At 42.2% G+C, this 19,501-nt stretch carries 17 protein-coding genes and 6 pseudogenes; 10 read left to right on the plus strand and 13 right to left on the minus strand.

Annotated elements, in window-relative coordinates:
• Positions 1-269: hypothetical protein (locus IPL35_04525; protein MBK8442713.1), on the plus strand; the 269-nt coding region annotated here is incomplete at its 5' end.
• Complete coding sequence (locus IPL35_04530) at positions 254-583, plus strand: hypothetical protein (protein MBK8442714.1); 330 nt, start codon at positions 254-256, stop codon at positions 581-583. The genes IPL35_04525 and IPL35_04530, both read left to right, overlap by 16 nt.
• A gap of 126 nt (positions 584-709) precedes the next feature.
• On the opposite strand, the pseudogene IPL35_04535 reads toward IPL35_04530, so the two are convergent.
• Positions 710-1,469 (minus strand): annotated as a pseudogene (locus IPL35_04535) (M48 family metalloprotease).
• A 295-nt stretch (positions 1,470-1,764) separates the two neighbouring features.
• Here IPL35_04535 and IPL35_04540 point away from each other — a divergent pair.
• Positions 1,765-3,111: pseudogene (locus IPL35_04540) on the plus strand (class II fumarate hydratase).
• 149 nt (positions 3,112-3,260) lie between these two features.
• Here IPL35_04540 and IPL35_04545 read toward each other — a convergent pair.
• Positions 3,261-3,845 (minus strand): PorT family protein, encoded by a 585-nt coding sequence (locus IPL35_04545; protein ID MBK8442715.1) that lies wholly within the window; start codon positions 3,843-3,845, stop codon positions 3,261-3,263.
• A gap of 324 nt (positions 3,846-4,169) precedes the next feature.
• On the opposite strand from IPL35_04545, the gene IPL35_04550 reads away from it, so the two are divergent.
• The 5 genes and pseudogenes from IPL35_04550 to IPL35_04570 all read left to right on the plus strand — a co-directional run bounded on the left by IPL35_04550 (position 4,170) and on the right by IPL35_04570 (position 7,627).
• Complete coding sequence (locus IPL35_04550; protein MBK8442716.1) at positions 4,170-4,451, plus strand: hypothetical protein; 282 nt, start codon at positions 4,170-4,172, stop codon at positions 4,449-4,451.
• Positions 4,452-4,520: 69 nt separating this feature from the next.
• Positions 4,521-4,727 carry a hypothetical protein gene (locus IPL35_04555; protein ID MBK8442717.1) on the plus strand — a complete coding sequence of 69 codons (207 nt, stop codon included), beginning with the start codon at positions 4,521-4,523 and terminating at the stop codon, positions 4,725-4,727.
• Positions 4,724-5,110 carry a hypothetical protein gene (locus IPL35_04560; GenBank protein MBK8442718.1) on the plus strand — a complete coding sequence of 129 codons (387 nt, stop codon included), beginning with the start codon at positions 4,724-4,726 and terminating at the stop codon, positions 5,108-5,110. The genes IPL35_04555 and IPL35_04560 overlap by 4 nt, the downstream gene beginning before the upstream one ends.
• 49 nt (positions 5,111-5,159) lie before the next feature.
• A pseudogene (locus IPL35_04565) lies at positions 5,160-6,699 on the plus strand (DUF853 family protein).
• A gap of 25 nt (positions 6,700-6,724) precedes the next feature.
• Positions 6,725-7,627 carry an SDR family oxidoreductase gene (locus IPL35_04570; GenBank protein ID MBK8442719.1) on the plus strand — a complete coding sequence of 301 codons (903 nt, stop codon included), beginning with the start codon at positions 6,725-6,727 and terminating at the stop codon, positions 7,625-7,627.
• On the opposite strand, the gene IPL35_04575 is transcribed toward IPL35_04570, so the two are convergent.
• The 4 genes from IPL35_04575 to IPL35_04590 all read right to left on the minus strand — a co-directional run bounded on the left by IPL35_04575 (position 7,568) and on the right by IPL35_04590 (position 9,785).
• Positions 7,568-7,810, minus strand: a complete 243-nt coding sequence (locus IPL35_04575) for a hypothetical protein (protein ID MBK8442720.1) — start codon at positions 7,808-7,810, stop codon at positions 7,568-7,570. The two genes, IPL35_04570 and IPL35_04575, sit on opposite strands and share 60 nt — an antisense overlap.
• A gap of 136 nt (positions 7,811-7,946) precedes the next feature.
• Positions 7,947-8,195, minus strand: coding sequence for a hypothetical protein (locus IPL35_04580; protein MBK8442721.1), 249 nt, complete (start codon positions 8,193-8,195; stop codon positions 7,947-7,949).
• A 37-nt stretch (positions 8,196-8,232) separates the two neighbouring features.
• Positions 8,233-8,607 (minus strand): iron-sulfur cluster assembly accessory protein, encoded by a 375-nt coding sequence (locus tag IPL35_04585; protein MBK8442722.1) that lies wholly within the window; start codon positions 8,605-8,607, stop codon positions 8,233-8,235.
• Positions 8,608-8,879: 272 nt separating this feature from the next.
• Positions 8,880-9,785, minus strand: coding sequence for a prohibitin family protein (locus IPL35_04590; protein ID MBK8442723.1), 906 nt, complete (start codon positions 9,783-9,785; stop codon positions 8,880-8,882).
• A gap of 221 nt (positions 9,786-10,006) precedes the next feature.
• Here IPL35_04590 and IPL35_04595 point away from each other — a divergent pair.
• A pseudogene (locus IPL35_04595) lies at positions 10,007-12,204 on the plus strand (S46 family peptidase).
• A 97-nt stretch (positions 12,205-12,301) separates the two neighbouring features.
• Positions 12,302-12,904, plus strand: a complete 603-nt coding sequence (locus IPL35_04600) for a hypothetical protein (protein ID MBK8442724.1) — start codon at positions 12,302-12,304, stop codon at positions 12,902-12,904.
• A gap of 293 nt (positions 12,905-13,197) precedes the next feature.
• On the opposite strand, the gene IPL35_04605 is transcribed toward IPL35_04600, so the two are convergent.
• From IPL35_04605 to ccoO, 7 genes and pseudogenes are all read right to left on the minus strand, one after another.
• Positions 13,198-13,911: a sulfite exporter TauE/SafE family protein gene (locus IPL35_04605; protein ID MBK8442725.1), complete on the minus strand. Its 714-nt coding sequence runs from the start codon at positions 13,909-13,911 to the stop codon at positions 13,198-13,200.
• Entirely contained in the window at positions 13,908-14,348 is a 441-nt protein-coding gene (locus tag IPL35_04610) for a FixH family protein (GenBank protein ID MBK8442726.1), read from the minus strand. The genes IPL35_04605 and IPL35_04610 overlap by 4 nt, the downstream gene beginning before the upstream one ends.
• A gap of 29 nt (positions 14,349-14,377) precedes the next feature.
• Positions 14,378-15,838 (minus strand): annotated as a pseudogene (gene ccoG, locus IPL35_04615) (cytochrome c oxidase accessory protein CcoG).
• Between the two features lie 296 nt (positions 15,839-16,134).
• Complete coding sequence (locus IPL35_04620) at positions 16,135-16,347, minus strand: hypothetical protein (protein MBK8442727.1); 213 nt, start codon at positions 16,345-16,347, stop codon at positions 16,135-16,137.
• An 11-nt stretch (positions 16,348-16,358) separates the two neighbouring features.
• Complete coding sequence (locus tag IPL35_04625; protein MBK8442728.1) at positions 16,359-16,814, minus strand: hypothetical protein; 456 nt, start codon at positions 16,812-16,814, stop codon at positions 16,359-16,361.
• Positions 16,699-17,319 (minus strand): hypothetical protein, encoded by a 621-nt coding sequence (locus IPL35_04630; protein ID MBK8442729.1) that lies wholly within the window; start codon positions 17,317-17,319, stop codon positions 16,699-16,701. Before IPL35_04630 ends, IPL35_04625 begins: the two co-directional genes overlap by 116 nt.
• A gap of 197 nt (positions 17,320-17,516) precedes the next feature.
• Positions 17,517-19,483, minus strand: a pseudogene (gene ccoO / locus IPL35_04635) (cytochrome-c oxidase, cbb3-type subunit II).
• Positions 19,484-19,501: the final 18 nt, after the last annotated feature.

Genomic DNA, 19,501 nt, shown 5'->3' on the forward strand with positions numbered 1-19,501 from the left:
CCATTGCCGTAGTACGAGGCGAAGAAAATGCCGCCGCCCAGCCCTACCCTCCGCAGGTATTGCCGAACAAGGCACCTGGCACACATTTTTGTGAGCCGCAGCCAATATCGCCAACGACGCAAGCCGATTTTATACAGACCTTGCACCTACAATTCGGCGATTTTCCTTATTCGAAGGTGGAGCTAATGAATACGGTGTGCAGGGCTGCCGCGAGTATAATAGATGCTGGCGGTGCAGAAAATATGGATTATTGGTGCGCCGCACCATAGCTCTAGTACTATGCTCGCCCGGAATGATAGCGGCTTGCGAAGAAAAAATCAATAGTGTTGGGATTTCGGCATTTACCCAAGCCGAGGTTACATACCAAGATATTGAACGGCAATTGCAGCCGAATCATTATCGCCGCTGGACTTTACACACACAATATGCGGCTCCAATACGCCGCTTAAATGATGAACTCCTGCAATTTATCCGCCGCTTTTATCTAACAACACATTGTGTTAGATGCCGTTTATACCGCAAAATGATGTACGGCATTTATGATTTGATACAAAAGGTATTTACCCTGCCGGCTCACGTATAGCTGCCGTTACATAGCGGCGGCTTGCAGGGTTGGCACGGTATGCTGCAGTATCAACAACAACTCCAGAAATACTGTAACTGATACAATAAAATGTATCCGTAACAAAAGATAAAGAAAAATAGGAATTTATGACTTTTTTAAATTGCTGTATTTTGGATAGCTTCGCGGATTTTTTCCATACGATTTTTCAGGATTGGGGTGCGTGCTGAAAAACTCCGATTGTTCTCTGCCCCAGAGGAACCCTCGTTAAAATTTCCATTACTCAAATCATTTCTTCAGGATTATATCCACACTTCTCTATCATAAATTTTACGCCCAAATTCGTCCGATTGTAATTCATCTTCTCTGCCATATTTCATATTTACTACGTTGCCAATCATCTGTACCATCTGCGCTGTTTGTTGGCTGTTGGGGGTTGTTCGGGTCATAAGTGGCCATTACTACTGCTCCCGTAATGCCTTGTGTGAGTTCTTGTTGGCGATGCGTGACGCCGAATGACGAGCCACCACACCTTGTTCACGCGACTAGTCACCGTCAAGTTGGGTCTTCATTTTTTAACCGCGACAGCAGCATGAGTAATAAAAACAGGACCATACCGGGTAAAGCAAAAGCGTTTGGTTTGGTCATCTGCCAACAAATGAAAACTAAATTCATAAGGTGTGTTTTGGCTTCGCTGCTTTGCAACCAGTTTATTTCCCACATTATCCACCAATGTTTGCAATTTTCGTCGGGATACAAACCGCCGTGCTGCTGTGCCTTAGCGGGTGCACTTTGCAATCCCAAAGCAATTTCCTGTTCAGTATTGATACTAATGTATTGAAGTTTCGCCAGTGATGGGGTTTGTTTGCGAGTTGGAATAATAGCGGCACAAACTAAAACCTACCATTACAAGGGCAATGAGAATGGTAGCTGAAAGACGGAGAACGATTCATATATTTTAAAAAAAAAAAAGGGTGATTAAACTGCAAAGTGTAACAAAAAAGTAAAAAAAACGTTTTCGTATCCATCACTTAAATCATAAAAAGCTACTGCTCATACTTGTTTTTATAAAAGCTACTTCTTAAAAGCATTTAGTGTGGTGTCAAGGTGTTTTTTTTTCGTACCTTTACACTTCAATTATACCATTTTAATTATAGTAAAATATATGAATGTAAGAAAGAAAAAAGACATCATGGGCTACTATTGATGTACCCGCCGAGCGATATTGGGCGGCTCAAACGCAGCGTTCTACCGAAAACTTCCGTATCGGCGGCGAGCGTGCTTGTGCCATCGAAATTATCCCGCCTTTGCCATTTGAAAAAAGCTGCCGCTTTGGTTAATGCCGAACTGACGAATTTTCTAAAGAAAAAGCTAACCTTATCGCCAAAGTATGCGATGAAATTGCAGCAGGAAATTAGATAACAATTTCCTTTAGTAATATGGCAAGCCAGCTCCGGCACTCAAAGCAATATGAATGTAAATGAGGTAATTGCCAATCGCGAGCAAGTGTTGCAGGGTGGTAGCCTCAATGATGAAAAAAAAATGCTGCACCCCAACGATGATGTAAATAAATCACAATCGTCTAACGATACTTTTCCTACTGCCATGCATATAGCCGCCTACAAAATTTTGGTAGAACATACCATTCCGCAGGTAGAAAAGTTGCACGATACGCTACGCGAAAAATCGGAGCGTTTTATGAATGTGGTGAAAATCGGCCGCACACACTTTATGGACGCTACACCGCTTACTTTGGGGCAGGAGTTTTCGGGCTATGTGTCGCAATTAAACCACGCCCTGCGTGCCATACGACACACCCTGCCGCATTTGTCGGAGTTGGCATTGGGCGGAACGGCAGTAGGTACAGGCATCAATACTCCAAAAGGATATGCTACGGCAGTAGCTGCAAAATTGCAGCGTTGAGCGGCTTGCCTTTTGTAACGGCAGAAAACAAATTTGAAGCACTCGCTCACACGATGCTTTGGTAGAAGCACATGGCGCACTAAAACCTTAGCAGTGCTTTGATGAAAATAGGAAATGATGTGCGTATGCTTTCATCAGGTCCGCGCAGTGGCATCGGCGAAATCCTAATCCCCGAAAATGAACCCGGATCTTCTATTATGCCCGGCAAAGTGAACCCCACCCAAAGCGAAGCCATGACCATGGTGTGCGCTCAGGTGTTGGGAAATGACGTGGCTGTTAATATCGGCGGCTGCACTGGACATTTTGAACTCAATGTGTTTAAGCCTTTGATTATTTCTAATTTTTGCAGTCGGCGCGTTTGTTGGGCGATGCCTGCGACTCTTTTAATGAACACTGCGCCATCGGTATCGAACCTAATGAAATGATGATAAAAAAACATGTAGAAAATTCATTGATGCTCGTAACCGCACTCAACACACATATCGGCTATGATAATGCAGCTAAAATTGCCAAAACTGCCCACGCTCAAAATAAAACCTTGCTGCGAAGTAGCCATAGAATTAGGATTGCTCTCAGGGGAAAAATTTGATGAAATTGTAGTCCCTGAAAAAATGGTGAGTTTATAAAATAAAAAGAGATATAAGATTTTATAACCTTATATCTCTTTCTACTGTATGGATAAAAGAGAAACGAGCGTTTGGAATAAAATCCCAAGACGCTCGTTTATTCACCCTCTCGTTTAAAAAAACTAATTGTTTATAAAACAGTAAATATACTAAAACAAAACTCCCAAACGCAAACCTATTTTACTTTGAGAAATTTTGCCATCGTTAGGGACGTTCTTCACAACGCCCCGTAAATCCATTATCAAAAACAAAGCGGCAAATAAAGATATGCTTTCATCAATAGCATATTCGGCACCGCCACCCAAACTCAACGATAAGTTGATAGGGTTATAATCTTTAGATTTTACCTTATCCTCTTTTGAACTTACTTTGATACCTGGCGTTAAGCCCATTTGTCCAAAAAATGTAAGGTTATTACCCATTTCATTGGTACGGAACTTCAACAACGCCGGAAATTCAAGATATTGCATATTTACTTTGCGCTCCGTGCTGTCTGTTTCATATTTATAAGAACCTCCTACAAACATGTGATTCATTCCGGTAGAAACTGCATAACGGTCGGCAAAAAAATAATCTATCATTAATCCATAGCCGAAACCCATTTTTGAAGAAGTTTCAATACCATCTACGTTGGCTCTGAACCACGCCACATTCGGATCTATATGCAAACCGAAGCGGAAACCTTCAATCTGAGCACTTACTGACTGCACAAAAGCAATAATGACAAAGAACAAAAAAAATTTTTCACTTATGATATTTCGTTAATAATTTGTTTTTTAATTTTGAATGTCAAATGGTAAAGTTACCAAAAAAAGTTCCTATTATAGCAAAAACTTATTCATCACCATCGGTATATCCTACGCTCCTCAATTCTGTCGTATAGACAATGGCTATGTATTATGGTCACTTTATTTTTTTATTTCTTGTAAAAAATGAAAAAAAATTCCGCCGCCTGATGTTATCCTCCACTACAAGCCGATGTAGCCCTCCATCGTTTTGACCAAGCCATTTTTCAATTAGATACTACGCAACTGCTGCCTTCTACTCAAAAATTAGCAGTGCAATACCCCGATTTTTTTCCTTTTTATGTGCAAGAACTGATGCAACTCGGCTTGTGGAACACTGCCGACAGCAGCCAAAATCTTCCAAATACTGCCAAAGAATTGTCGGCATTCATCAACAACAGCGATATGCGCGGTGTGTATGATAGTGTGCAAACGCATTTTAAAGAAGCAGGTTTTCCGAAAAAGATTTTGAACAAGCCTTTCACTATTATAAATATTATTTCCCCAACCGCCGCATACCCGATATTTATACTTGCATTTCGGCATTTAAAGTAGCTGCTTTTACCTACGATACCACCGCTTTGGGCGTTAGCTTGGATATGTATTTGGGAAAAAAATTATCCAGTGTACTCCTTAGTGGGTATTCCGAAATATCTTTCTGATTTTTACGAGCCGCGCTATCTTGTTTCTAACAGCATCAAAGCGTGGGTAATGAATATGATGAGTGACGAAGGGCGGCAACTCCGTCTGATTGATAAAATGGTGCGAAACGGTAAAATGCTCTACATTGCCGATAAACTGCTGCCGCCACCCCCGACAGTATCAAAATGACATATACCGCCGACCAAATGCAATGGTGCGAGCGCGAAGAATTTAATATCTGGACGTTTTTTTTAGAAAATAACTTGCTCTACGAAACCGAAAGCCGAAAAGTAGATAAATATGTACACGAAGCTCCGACCAGTTCGGTATGCCCCAGAATCTCCCGGAAATATAGGCTCGTGGATAGGTTGGCGTATTGTGGACAGCTATATGAAAAAAAATCCGAACTCTCTTTGGAGGCTCTGATACAAATGAAAGACGGACAACAGATATTGCAAGCCTCGGCTACAAACCTTTGCGCCCATAAAAATGGGCTAAGGTGCGTTTGCCATACAAAAAATTCCAACTTTCTGAACTATTTTTGCTGCATCTTTATTAAAAAAGAGTGCTAAAAGAACTATTATTTTTTATAAAAAAACACAACTATAACCTCAGATAATTATGAGCAATATAGATAAATTTACGGAAGTTATTGCCAACGGATACACAACCAAAGGCGACAGTTTTGTGCTCGGTGCTGCTATGCTTGATGAACAACATATCGTGAAAAACTTGCTCGTAAAAGCTCCTTTGCGCACGCTCAACCGCCACGGCTTGATAGCAGGTGCTACCGGAACAGGTAAAACAAAAACGATTCAGGGCATTGCCGAATCTTTATCCAATAAAGGAATTTCGGTGTTTTTGATGGACATCAAGGGCGACTTGAGCGGAATTGCCGAAGCCGGTGACTGCAATCCTAAAATAGATGAACGACACGAAAAAGTAGGCATAGCTTGGGAGCCGCACTATTTGCCCGTAGAGATGCTCTCACTATCAAAGAAAGGGTGTGCGCCTTCGTGCTACCGTCAGCGAATTTGGACCAGTGCTTTTTTCCAAAATTCTCGACCTCAATGAAGTACAAAGCGGTATCGTTTCCGTTATTTTTAAATGGTGCGATGACTGCAATTTTCCTTTGCTGGATTTAAAAGATTTTAAAAAAGTGCTCCAATACATCACCAAAGAAGGAAAAGATGAAATAGAAGCCGATTATGGGGCTGTTTCGGAGGCTTCTACGGGTACTATTTTGCGCAAGGTGATAGAATTGGAGCAGCAGGGAGCTGATGTGTTTTTCGGAGAACGCTCTTTTGACCCGCGCGATTTAATGGATATTCGTGATGGCAAAGGATTGATTTCGGTGGTGCGACTGATGGATTTGCAAGACCGCCCGAAATTGTTTTCTACATTTATGTTGAGTTTGCTGACAGAAATTTATGCCACTTTTCCCGAAGTTGGCGATGCCGAAAAACCCAAATTGGTGTTTTTTATTGATGAGGCTCATCTGATTTTCAACGAAGCCTCTAAAGCGTTGCTCGACCAAATAGAAACTATCATCAAACTGATTCGTTCCAAAGGTGTGGGCATTTTCTTCTGCACCCAAAATCCGAGTGATATTCCTGATGCGGTGTTGAGCCAGTTGGGTATGAAAATTCAACACGCTTTGCGTGCTTTTACCGCCAAAGACCGCAAAATGATAAAACTCACCGCCGAAAATTATCCTTTGTCGGATTTTTATCAGGTTGATGAGCTATTGACTTCTTTGGGTATCGGCGAAGCCGCTGTGACGGTATTGGACGAAAAAGGTCGCCCCACCCCGCTGGCACGCACGCTGCTGTGTGCACCGGGTACGCGTATGGACATACTCAATGATGCGGAAATGAGCCAACTCATAGCACGCTCGCAGTTGGCGGCTACCTACAACGAAGTCATCGACCGCCACAGTGCTTACGAAATATTAAACCAAAAAATACAAACCACCGTGCCGCCTGTTGCCGAAAAAGCCGACACTACCCGCACTGTTCAAAAAGCAGCACCTGTGCCCAAAGAAGAGCCTTCGTTTTTTGATACTTTGTCTAAAAATCGTATGGTAAAGCAGGTGGGTACTTCTTTGGTGCGCGAAGTAACGCGCGGCTTGATGGGTATGTTTTTCGGAAAAAGACGTTAGTTTTTTCCGAAAAAATCATCTTTTTATTTTAAAAAGCTCCTTATTTTTTTATGAATCTTTCTTTGCAAGGAAAAATGCTTTGGTATGCGGCGGAAGTCAGGGTATTGGGTGGGCAAGTGCGGTAGAATTGGCAAATTTTGGCGCGCGTATTACGCTTTTTGCCCGCGATGCAGCGCGATTGGAGCAAGCAGCAGCGCAGTTGCCGCGACCTTTTGGGCAGGCGCACGATTTTTTGACAGCCGATTTCAGCGAGCCGCAAACGGTGCAGCAAACAGCAGCACGATATATACAACAGTATCCCGATTTATCTTTTCAGATACTTATCAACAATAGCGGCGGTCCGAAAGGCGGAGCTATCACCAATGCTGCCACCGAAGAATTTTTGGCGGCGTATCAACAGCATATTTTGTGTAGTCATTTATTGGCGCAAACGCTTTTGCCCGCTATGAAAGCGGCACAATATGGTCGTATTATTAATATTATTTCAACTTCTGTTAAAATTCCCATATCGGGATTGGGCGTTTCTAATACCACACGCGGAGCTATGGCGAGTTGGGCAAAAACTTGGGCAAATGAAGTAGCTGCCTTTGGAATAACGGTGAATAATGTGCTGCCAGGATTTACGGCAACGGCGCGGCTGCACAGCCTCATCGAAGCCAACGCCGCAAAAGCAGGTGAAAGCACACAACAAATTACAAAGGCAATGCTCTCAAGTGTGCCGGCGGGGCGTTTTGGCGAAGCAGCAGAGGTGGCGGCGGCGGTGGCGTTTTTGGCAAGTCGGCGGCAGCCTATATCAATGGCATCAATTTGCCCGGTTGATGGCGGGCGCACGGTTGTTTATAGAAAAAAAGTGAAGGAAAAATATTTTTCACCCTTCCAGCATTTCAACCAAATCGGCTACCTGCGAAAAATTGCGCAAGCCCAATGATATTTCATCATCGCCACTCAACAACAGTCCCTTTAAAAAAGGTAAGGTGTGTAGCGTTTTTTGTAAGGAATCGGTGGTAAAATTCATTTTCAAAAACAGCTTTTCTCCTGCAAAACGGAGTGCCTGCAATGCCTCCAACTCTTCGGCTGATAGATTGATGTGTCCAAAATCCAGTATCAACATCTCATGATATATATATCGGGTTGTGTGCCGAGTGCGCTTATCTGGTGGATAGCTTCAGGAACGCTGTGCACCGAAATACGCCGAAAAATCGTTTGAATTTGTGGCAACAAAAGGTCGCGGTGCAAATTTTTGTTGCTTACAACGGCACTAATACCAATTTCAAAACATATATCGTTGAGCGCGTCTTCGGGAGGTTGCCGCCATCAGCTACTATTTGTGTGCCGCTAATCCAAGCGGTCAGTTCTTTGGCTTGCGCCGTTGATATGCAATGCGGCGAGGCTTCATCAAAGCAAAAACACAAAAACTCTGCACCCGAAGCCGCAAAATAGCGGGCATCGGAAAGGTGTGTGAGTTGGTCGGCAAAGAGCGTAGTACGGAGCAGCACGATACTTTGATGGAAATGTTGTTATTGTTGCTGTTGTTTATGCAGAGAAAGAAGAGCCGCAGCCGCACGAAGAAGTGGCATTGGGATTGTTAAAAATAAATCCGCGATTGTTAAGACCGTGCAGAAAATCTACTTCCATGCCACTGATGTACAAAAGGTGAGCACGGTTGATGAAAATGCGAATGTTGTGTATGAAATATTCCTCGTCTAATTCATTTTTTTCATCAAAACCCAGCACATAAGAAAGCCCCGAACAGCCGCCGCCTTTTACGCCGAGGCGCAAGCCCTGATGGGCGGGAATTTCTTTATCGTGTATCAAAAATTTGATTTCTTTTACTGCTCCTTCTGTGAGGCGAACGGGACATTCCGTGCCACTGAGTGTTTGAGTATCGGAAGATATATTATTTGTCATAATGATATAAAATTTTAATTTATATACCCATTTTTTGATATTTTAAACTCAAACCTGCCTTTCAAAAAAGTAATTAAAGTTTGATTTTATTGACCAAAAAGATAATTTTTTGTGATAAATGTACTGGCTAAACAATTAAACAACAAAGATACACCAACAATGTTTCTTTTTTTTCGACAAGATAAATTTAAAAATCATGATACCCAAAATCATTAAATAGCTTGTGGAAAACAAAATTGTTCAAAGAAAAAGGATCAAATGTTTCGTTTTTTTTACTTGCCGTCTAATATCAGCGGGGTTTTGTTATCGCCCATAATCACTACTTTGGCGTTGTTGGAAGTGGCGAGTTCGCGGTAGGCTTTGATGGTTTCGTAGCGCAGCATCTGGTCGCTCAGGCTGCTGTTCAATATTTTTTGATAATCGGTAATACCTTGCGCTTCTACACGTTTGCGCTCGGCTTCCTGCCTTTCTTTTTGCAACACAAATGCCATTTTTTGCGCTTCCTGCTCCGCATTTATTTTGGATTCAATGGTGAGCTTTACGGATTCGGGTAAGTTGATGTTGCGCACCAGTAGCTCCTCCAATTCCAAGCCACGTGCTTTAAATTCCGCCGAAATATCTTTGAATATCCGATTCTGAAATTCTTCGCGTTTGGTGGAGTACAAATCTACGGCATTATAATAAACGGCATTGTCGCGGATTTTGGTGCGGGTGATGGGGCGCACAATGACTGATTGATATTCTCTGCCGATTTCGCGGATAATTTTGGGTGCTTCTGTGGGAATAATACGATACAGCACTGTTAAGTCTATCGTAACCTCCAAACCATCTGACGACAATACCCGAATGGCATCATCGCCCGATTGGTCGCCCTCGTCGTGCACGCCCGACATGGTGTAGTTTTGGGTGCGGGCATCTAATTCGTGGATTTTTGTAAGCGGATTAATCAGGTGCAAGCCGCTTTCCAGCACTTTATCATTTACTTTGCCAAATAAATTTTTTACGCCTACCATTCCTGCATCTATTTGTATGACCATAGATGACAGTGCGCCAACTATGATAGCGGCTATGCTCACCAAACGCAATGTTTTTGCGACAGATTGCAATTGCGCATTTGCCTGAAACATAAAAACAAAAGACATTATCAAAAATATAATGCCTATAATAAGAAGTGCCATAATAAATAAGATAGAATGTTAATTTGAATATAGTTTAGTATCAACATTTTTTTGTCGGTTTGCGTTCTTTTTTTTATCAAAATCATCATTTCATATTATTATGTGTATTTATTGACAACTTTTAACATCAGAACACCCTTGTTTCTTTAATAACTTAATATCTTTGCAAAAACACATTTGTTGAATATTTTATTCTTAACTCATTTACTTTTATAACAACAATGATTAAAAGAACAATGTTGGCTTGGCTCACAGTATGCAGTATGAGCCTTGCTGCTTTTGCCTCCCCACCCGACGAAGGTATGTGGCTGCCTATGTTTGTAGAACGGTTGAATTATACCGATATGCAAAAATTGGGCTTGCAACTCACCGCCGAAGAAATTTACAGCATTAATCACAGCAGCCTCAAAGATGCTATCGTGATGCTTGGCGGCGGATTTTGCTCTTCGGAGTTAGTATCGCCCGAAGGTCTGTTGCTCACCAACCACCACTGCGCCTACGACCTCATTCAGAGCCACTCCAGCGTGGAGCACGACTACCTCACCGATGGTTTTTGGGCAATGAAAAAAACCGAAGAATTGGCCAACCCCGGACTCACGGCTTCTATTTTGGTGCGTATGGAAGATGTAACGCCGCGCATGAAAGCCGCCATTGAAAAAGGAAAAGCAGAAGAGCGCGATGCTATTGTGGCTGCCGAACAAAATGCCATTATTGAAGAAACTCAAAAAGAAAACGCCAACTACGAAATTAAAGTGAAGTCGTTTTTGAGGGCAACGAATATTATATGTTCATCTACGAAACCTTCCGCGATGTGCGATTGGTGGGTGCGCCCCCTTCTTCTATCGGAAAATACGGTGGCGATACCGACAACTGGATGTGGACGCGTCATACCGGCGATTTCTCTGTTTTGCGCATCTATGCCGACAAAGACAACAAACCCGCCGACTATGCTGCCGACAATGTGCCTTACAAACCCAAACATTTCTTGCCCGTTTCTTTAGATGGTGTGCAGGAAAAAGATTATGCCATGATTATGGGATTTCCGGGAACTACCGACCGCTACCTCACTTCCAACGGCGTAAATCTCGCAATTGAAAAAACCAACCCGACCCGTGTGAAAATTCGCGGCAAATTGCTCGAAACGATGAAAGAACACATGGATTCCGACAAAGCTATAGAAATTAAATATGCCTCTAAATATGCCTCTATCAGCAATTACTGGAAATATTTTATCGGACAAACGCGTGGATTGAAACGCTTAGATGTGGCTGATAAGAAAAAACAGGAAGAAGATGCTTTCAAAAAATGGGTAAATGCCGACCGCGACCGCAAAAAGAAATACGGCGAAGCCTTAGAACTCGTGCAGCAAGCCTACGAAGAACTCGACCGCAGTGCTTTGCACAATGTGTATTTGAACGAAGCTATTTTCGGTTCTGAAATTATGGGCTTCGCTTATAATTTCTCCGCCTTAGAGCCGCTGCTCATGATGAAATCTACTCCTAAAGCAGATTTGGACGCTGCCGTTGAGCAAATTCGTCAAACGGCTGCCGCTTATTATAAAGACTACGACCGCGCCACCGACCAAGATATTACCGGCGAACTCATCACTTTGTATGCACAGGGTGTGTCTCAAGATGATATGCCTGCCGTACTCAAAACCGCCAACGGCAAATTTAAAGGAGATTATCGCGCTTATGTAAAAGATATGTTCAACCGTTCTTTTATGAGCGACCCCACCAAATTGGAAGCATTTTTGAAAAAACCTACCCTCAAAGCCCTCAAAGCTGACCCCGCTTATGCGGCTTTCAACGATATTTTTACCAACTATCGCCAAAAAGTAGCACCCTCGCGCAAAGCGGCTTTTGAAAAACTTTCGCAGGGCAATCGCTTGTATGTGGCAGGTGTGCGCGAAATGAACCCCGACAAAAAATATTATCCCAACGCCAACTCTACTATGCGCCTCACCTACGGGCAGGTGTTGAGCTACAAACCTCAAGATGCTACTTTCTATAATTATTTCACTACCGCCGATGGTATTTTGGAAAAAGAAGACCCCACTAACCCCGAATTTATCGTTCCTGCTAAATTGAACGAATTAATCCGTAAAAAAGATTTTGGACAATATGCAGATAAAGACGGCTCTTTGCACGTCAATTTCTTATCCAATACCGACATCACCGGCGGAAATTCAGGAAGTGCCGTGATGAACAACAAAGGCGAACTCATCGGTATCGCCTTCGACGGCAACTGGGAAGCTATGAGCGGCGATATTGCTTTTGAACCCAATTTCCAACGCACTATTTCGGTGGATATCCGCTATGTATTGTTTGTAATTGACAAATATGCAGGTGCTACCAATTTGATAAAAGAAATGAAATTGATGCGCGGCAGCAATGATAAAAAAGAAGATAAAAAATAAATCTTCTTGTTTCTTTACATTTTTTAATAAAAAATCCCTCGTGTATCAAACACGAGGGATTTTTTTGTTGCCCACCACTTTGACAAAGTTCAAAAATTTGTCAAAGTTAAAAAGCAGTAAGCTAACCGAGTTCAGAAGTGAGTTAGCGGAGTTCAGAAGTAAGCTAACCGAGTTCAGAAGTAAGCTAACCGAGTTCAGAAGTAAGCTAACCGAGTTCAGAAGTAAGCTAACCGAGTTCAGAAGTAAGCTAACCGAGTTCAGAAGTAAGCTAACCGAGTTCAGAAGTAAGCTAACCGAGTTCAGAAGTAAGTTAACCGAGTTCAGAAGTAAGCTAACCGAGTTCAGAAGTAAGCTAACCGAGTTCAGAAGTAAGCTAACCGAGTTCAGAAGTAAGCTAACCGAGTTCAGAAGTAAGCTAACCGAGTTCAGAAGTAAGCTAACCGAGTTCAGAAGTAAGCTAACCGAGTTCAGAAGTAAGCTAACCGAGTTCAGAAGTAAGTTAACCGAGTTCAGAAGTAAGTTAACCGAGTTCAGAAGTAAGTTAACCGAGTTCAGAAGTAAGTTAACCGAGTTCAGAAGTAAGTTAACCGAGTTCAGAAGTAAGTTAACCGAGTTCAGTAAGTTAACCGAGTTCAGAAGTAAGTTAACCGAGTTCAGAAGTAAGTTAACCGAGTTCAGAGGTAGGGGGGTACCCCCATAGGTACCCCCCCCTACCCCTCGGCTACCCCCTCCAACAATAGTTGCAATAATAAAGAGTTATTAATATTTGCCTTATAAATAAGGGATTTTTGAGAAAAAACCGCCCATAGCCGCCTACTTTTGGGCAGTGCAGCACAGCACACCCCAAAAACGCCTCTGACCCGAAAATTAGGTGCAAAAACAGGCAAATCCTGACATCGCTTTGCGCTTTTGTGCCTTTTTTAGGCGGTGGTGTCGGTTTTTTTTACCCCAAAAAACGGTCGTATAGCTATCTGAGCTTATTAATGAGAATTTTTATTTATGACAACAACTCATTTTCTGGTTTTCCAATGCCGGAGAAATATAGGGAATACCCAAATTTAAGCCGCGTAATATCAACAAAACAGCTACCAAACCTACCATATACGGCGTGAGCTTGTTTATTTTTTGGCGCAAACCCAGCGAAATAAATTTTCCGAAAATCATCGTAGCCGCCATTATCGGCATCGTACCCATTCCGAAGGAAAACATCAACAACGCGCCGCTGTAAAAATGTGCCGATGCCGCCGCCGCCGCCAATGCCAAATATACCAAGCCACAGGGCAAAAAACCATTTACTACTCCTATTCCGAAATACGAAAAAGGTGAAGTACGGCTTTTTAAATATGCCGACAGGCGACTTTTGATAAATTGTGTGTAGCGCGATACTAAAGGAATGTTCGTATTTTTTGAACCCAAATAGGCTGACAACAATACCGCCAAAACAAATACACCTGCAATTATTGAAAGCACTTGCTGGAGTTTGAAAAACGAAAAACTCATTCCCACTGCTCCCAATATGCCGCCCAATATGGAATAAGAAACTGCCCTGCCTATGTTGTATAAGCCGATAGCCAATGATTTTCGGGCGGTATCCAACTGGTGCACCGGCAATGCCAATGCCAAAGGACCGCACATACCCACACAATGAAAACTCCCCAAAATACCAATAGAAAATCCAGTTCCGAACAACAGTGCTATTTCGTTCATTTTTGTATCAATATGCTTTGTTCTTTGTAATAAGGCTGCTTGCCATTATTCCACTGAATACGGACTTTGTAATTTCCCGCCACCAAACGGTTTTTTTCTATAGAAAAAAAACCTGCCGTATCCGGTTGCAGAGGAAGTTGTACGTCTTTGCTTTGGTCGTCTAATTTTATCAATTCCACCGTGCCGCCTTCAAATTGTGTGTGTAAGTTGGAGGGCAACTGAATTTTGACGTTTTGCGCATCTTGTTGTAATAGAGAGGCTGTGGAAATGCGGTTCAGATTATTGGCAGCATCTATTAATTGTTGATATTTCATCTCTTTTTCATAATAGTTGCTGTCCATCATTTCATTGCTTTGCTGGTAGGCAATGTATATCATCACTCCCATCGCTGCTATAAACAGCACAATCACCATTAAGATTTTATAACCCCAATTCATATCAAACAAGCAATATTTTTTTATTGAATTTAATCGGTTGAATAGCTGTATTTTATTCCAAAAAATGCTTTCAGCAATAATTTAGTACAAAATGTATTAAAGAAAGGACCTAAAAACTTGGTCTTCACGGTTTGTATTTTGGTATCTCCTTGATACACCGCAATTTTTATGTCCGAACTGCGCTTGGTAAGTGTGTTTTTGGGAATTTCTACAAAGAAAGTAAACTCATTGATAGCTTCGCCTTTCAGCAACAGCTGCGGCTCGCCTACTATTTTTATTTCTCCGTAGCTCCTTCTAATTGCAGCTTTATTGGCATCTTTTGCGCATTTTGTTGATAATTTTGCCTCAAACAAATTGCTGATTTTTGCGCCTTCTACTTCCTGATATAGCTGACCTTTTACGCGCGACACATACATATCCTCGTTTTGCGACATCACCAAACCGCCCATCAACAGCAGTAGCAGACTGAGCAATACGGTGTAGGCTTTCATGCGCGTGTTGAAATGAAAAGGCTCTTTGCGGCTGATTTCGTTTTCGGAGGCATAGCGGATCAGTCCACGCGGAAATTTGAGTGCGTCCATTACTTCGTTGCACGCATCAATACAGGCAGTGCAGCCTACACAATCCAATTGTACGCCGTTTCTGATGTCGATACCGGTGGGGCATACTTGTACACACTTAAAACAATTGACACAATCGCCTTCGGTGCGCTCTGCATTTTTTTTGTATTTGCCGCGAGGCTCGCCGCGTTCATAATCATAAGCCACCAACATGGTGTCTTTATCAAACATTACACCCTGTAAGCGTCCGTAAGGACAAATGGTAGTGCATACTATTTCGCGCACAAATGCAAATACGCCGTAAAATAATAAAGTAAATATTATTAAGCCTACAAATAAACCTACATGGTTTTTGAGTGGCTCGTGCATGTATTTTAATATGGTATCTACACCTAAAATATACGACAAAAAGGTATGCGAAATAAGAAACGAAATGAACAGGTATATGAAGTGTTTGAGTGCTTTTTTGCCGAATTTTGTGCTGTCCAGGCGATTCATTGAGTTTTCTCTGTTGGTTTGGTGTGCCTTCAATGAGCCACTCAATAGGACGAAACACAAATTCCATAAATACCGTTTGCGGACATACCCACCGCAAAACAACCGCCCGAAAGCCACTGTAAATAATACAATAAATACAATAAACGTAATCGTGGCAATGGCGAAAATGAAAAAGTCTTGAGGCCAAAATATTTTACTGAATAATATAAATTTGCTTTCCGGTATGTTTATCATCATAAAAGGCAAATCATTCACTTTGATAAAAGGCAGGATAAAAAATACCGCCAAATATAAATAAGCTAATATTTTGCGATAATTATACCATTTTCCGGAGGGTTTGAGTGCATAAATCCAATTCCGTTTGCCTTTTTCGGTTACGGTATTGATACGGTCGCGGTAACTTTCGGCTTGCAATAAATCATCGAGATTCACGGGTGCAGAAGGGGTTTAGTTTTTTAATATTTTTTTCAGCTTATTATAGAAAAACGAGAGAGGCTCTAAAAGCTGAACAATCATAGCTATATATATTATTGATATTACAACCAATATTTTTTTTCAAAAAACTTCTGCTGTGCATAAATGCTATGATTGGTTTTTGTTTACAGCAGAATGGCAAAAGGTTTCTTTTTTTAAAGGTGTTGAAATATAGTATTAAACATTTTTAAAAAAAAATTTACTGTTTGAAATGCTACTATATAGCAACATTTCAAACAGTAAATTGCTCATTATTATTGCGGATTCTTTTCTACACTGGCAGTACCGGCGGTAGTATCGGCGGCGGCGGGGGCTGCTTGGGTGCTGTCGGCAGGGGCAGCAGCAGCTTCTTTCAACAATTCGCCTTGCGGTTCTTTTGCTCCTTCGGGGTTAGTGCCGTGAATGGATTTTATAAAACTGGAAATCTGTGCAATTTGATGCGGTGTGAAACTTTTTTTCCCAAGCAATCATACCCTTATCAGCCAGCCGTATTTGACAGATTTAAATACTCCCGACAAAGAACCGTCGTGCAACCAATAATCATCGGTGAGGTTGGGTCCCACACCGCCTTTTTACTGCCGCCGTGGGCTTCGTGGCAAGGCGCACAATTGCGCACAAACAGGCTTTGACCTTCGCTAATATCGGCATCAGCCAACATTTTTACCGAATTTTCATCTACATTGCTGCCCTGCGATTTCAATAATGCTTCGCGCTCCTGATGGGCGGCTATCATTTCTAATTCGTATTCTTTGAGGGGCAGTGGTGCTGTTTCGGCAATATGATAACGCCACATGTAAATACCCGCAAAATAATAGTGCCTATGAATGCCGCCGTAAACCAAAGGTGGCGTGATGTTGTTCAACTCGCGGATACCATCGTAATTGTGCCCTGCATCTAATTTTGCCTCTTCCGAAAGCGGCTGGAAGCGATTCATACTGTTCCATATTTTTTTCCCACCAACTTTCTTTTTCGGTGGCATAACCTTCTTCGCGGGCGGCTAAATGAAGAGTGCGTGATGTTTCGTATCCTAAATAACAAATCAGGAGTATTTCTACCAAAATCACCAATCCCAAAAAATAACTGAGCGTAGTGTTGGAAAAACCTCCGCCTGAAGTCGCCGCCGCTGTGGTGGCATCTTGCGCCATTAAACTTTGTGCCGATAAACCCAACAGCAATAACAAACCTAATGTTTTATTATGTTTGCGTGCCAACATACGCACTGCCATCATGAAAGTTTCGCTCAACATATATATTGGAATGAGCAATACAAAAGCTACAAACAATAAGAAAAAGTTGAGAAAATACGAAGAAGAAGCACCTGCAGCAGCATTTGCCGCAGTTGTTGCTTCGGCAGTAGTTTGTGCCACCAGCACGGAATGACTCCAAAGTGCCAACAGCAAAAAACGCCATTTATATTTTTTATTATTATATGCTTTCATAAAAATAATGATTAAAAAGGAAAATTAATCTAAAGGTAATCTTTCATTTTTTGATATTTCCTGGTCGCTGGTGCTATATACCCAAAGGCTTACCAGTACAAAAAAAATGACAAAAATCAATAGCGAAATAATGGGATAAATGCTTACTCCATTAATTTGGGTGAGATACGTTGAGAGTTTCATACCTTATTGTTTTTTTATTTTTGAGCTTGTAAAGGTTGATTTTCAAGTTTAATATCTTTCCCGAGTCGTTGCAAATACGCTATCAAAGCTATAATTTCTTTGTCGCTCGCAATATCAATAGAATTTTCTTTCAAACCCTTTGCAATAGTTTCGGCTTGTTTGTCCAAATCATTGTTGGCAATGGCTTCGTAACCTTCGGAATAAGGTACGCCCAATTTGCGCATCGCATGTATTTTGGAGTTGGTGCTGCCTTTATCTATGCTATTTTCAGAATAATGACGGATAAGACGGCATAATAGAACCGGAGCCATTGAACTCGGCTCCAACATGTGGTTGAAGTGCCAAGCATCGCCGTATTTTCCGCCGATACGCGCCGTCGGTCACGTGCGTTTGCTGCCCCACTGAAACGGGTGGTCGTAAACAAATTCGCCCGCTTTGGAATATTCGCCGTAACGTTCTACTTCGTAGCGGAAAGGGCGTATCATTTGAGAGTGGCAATTGTAGCAGCCTTCACGCAAATAAATGTCTCTGCCTTGCAATTCCAACGGTGTGTAGGGTTTTACGGAGGTAATGGTCGGTATATTTTCTTTTACCAAAATGTAGGTATTAATTCCACCAAACCGCCAATACCCACTACTATCAAACTCATCACCAACAATAAGAGCGATCTGCGCTCAATGAAACTGTGCCAGTGCAAAGAGGCAGGAACCGTGTAGGCTTTGGGTAAAGCAGGAGCTTCTGCCTCCTCTTCGGCAACAAAAACACCTGAGTTTGCAGTTTTTATCAAATTATAAATCATGATAAATACGCCTATTAAATAAATAGTACCGCCAATACCTCTGATAACATAAAAAGGTATGATGGTTTGTACTACGTCCATAAACTGATATTGCAACTGACCGGTAGGCGTAAAGGCTTTCATCATAAAATAGGTGCGGAACGCACTCAATACATCGGAATAGCATAGAGCAAAATACCCAAAGTACCCATCCAGAAATGCGTAGAAGCCAACGATTTGGAGTATAACTGGGTGCGGTATAATCTCGGAATGAGCCAATACATCATACCAAAAGTCAAAATCCGTTCCAACCCAAGGCACCAATGTGTACGTGTGCCACTGTCCAGTCGCTGTAATGCGAAATGGCATTTACGTTTTTCAGCGATAACATAGGACCTTCAAAAGTACTCATACCATAAGCAGTAACGGCTACTACAAAAAATTTCAATACAGGGTCTTCGCGCACTTTATCCCACGCACCGCGCAAAGTGAACAACCCATTGAGCATACCACCCCAACTTGGCAACAACAACATAATTGAAAAGGTAGTGCCCAATGATTGTGCCCAATCGGGTAAGGCGGTATAGAGCAAATGGTGCGGACACCCATATATACAGAAATATCAAACTCCAAAAGTGCACGATACTCAAGCGGTAGGAATATACAGGGCGGTCGGCGGCTTTGGGCAAAAGTAATACATCAAACCCAAATATGGTGTGGTTAAGAAGAAACGCCCCCGCATTATGTCCGTACCACCACTGCCAAAGCGTCTTGCACGCCTGCATACATGGGGTAGCTTTTTTAAGAAGGATACGGCATTTCCATAGAATTTACAATGTGCAACATCGCCACTGTCACCCACGAAGCGATAAAAACCATATCGCCACATATAAATGCCGCTCGCGGCGGGTGAGGATGGTTCAAACATGTGTACCGAACACCACCCAAATCAATGTAATGGCAAAGGTCAATGGTATTCTAATTCGGCGTATTCTTTGCCCGGTCGTAAAACCCGCCAGCAGCGTTACCGCCGGAGATACAATAATCAGTTGCCAGCCCCAAAAGTGCAAACGCCCCAAAGCATTGCTCCACATCGGGCTTTTCAGCAAACGCGCGGAATGGCATAATACACCGCCGTAAAATACCATTGCCCACAAAGGCAAAAATAACGGCATTAGTGTGTACAGGGCGTAATCTCCGGAAATGTTAAATAAGGAAAAT

It is taken from the genome of Sphingobacteriales bacterium, assembly GCA_016711285.1.
In the GTDB taxonomy this organism is placed as follows: domain Bacteria; phylum Bacteroidota; class Bacteroidia; order Chitinophagales; family UBA2359; genus JADJTG01.

Excerpts from the sequence above, each read along its gene's own strand:
- IPL35_04560 (MBK8442718.1), top strand. The coding sequence starts at position 4,724 with ATGACATATACCGCCGACCAAATGCAATGGTGCGAGCGCGAAGAATTT.
- IPL35_04575 (MBK8442720.1), bottom strand. The coding sequence starts at position 7,810 with ATGTTGATACTGGATTTTGGACACATCAATCTATCAGCCGAAGAGTTG.
- IPL35_04585 (MBK8442722.1), bottom strand. The coding sequence starts at position 8,607 with ATGACAAATAATATATCTTCCGATACTCAAACACTCAGTGGCACGGAA.
- IPL35_04590 (MBK8442723.1), bottom strand. The coding sequence starts at position 9,785 with ATGGCACTTCTTATTATAGGCATTATATTTTTGATAATGTCTTTTGTT.
- IPL35_04605 (MBK8442725.1), bottom strand. The coding sequence starts at position 13,911 with ATGAACGAAATAGCACTGTTGTTCGGAACTGGATTTTCTATTGGTATT.
- IPL35_04610 (MBK8442726.1), bottom strand. The coding sequence starts at position 14,348 with ATGAATTGGGGTTATAAAATCTTAATGGTGATTGTGCTGTTTATAGCA.
- IPL35_04625 (MBK8442728.1), bottom strand. The coding sequence starts at position 16,814 with ATGAATCGCTTCCAGCCGCTTTCGGAAGAGGCAAAATTAGATGCAGGG.
- IPL35_04630 (MBK8442729.1), bottom strand. The coding sequence starts at position 17,319 with ATGAAAGCATATAATAATAAAAAATATAAATGGCGTTTTTTGCTGTTG.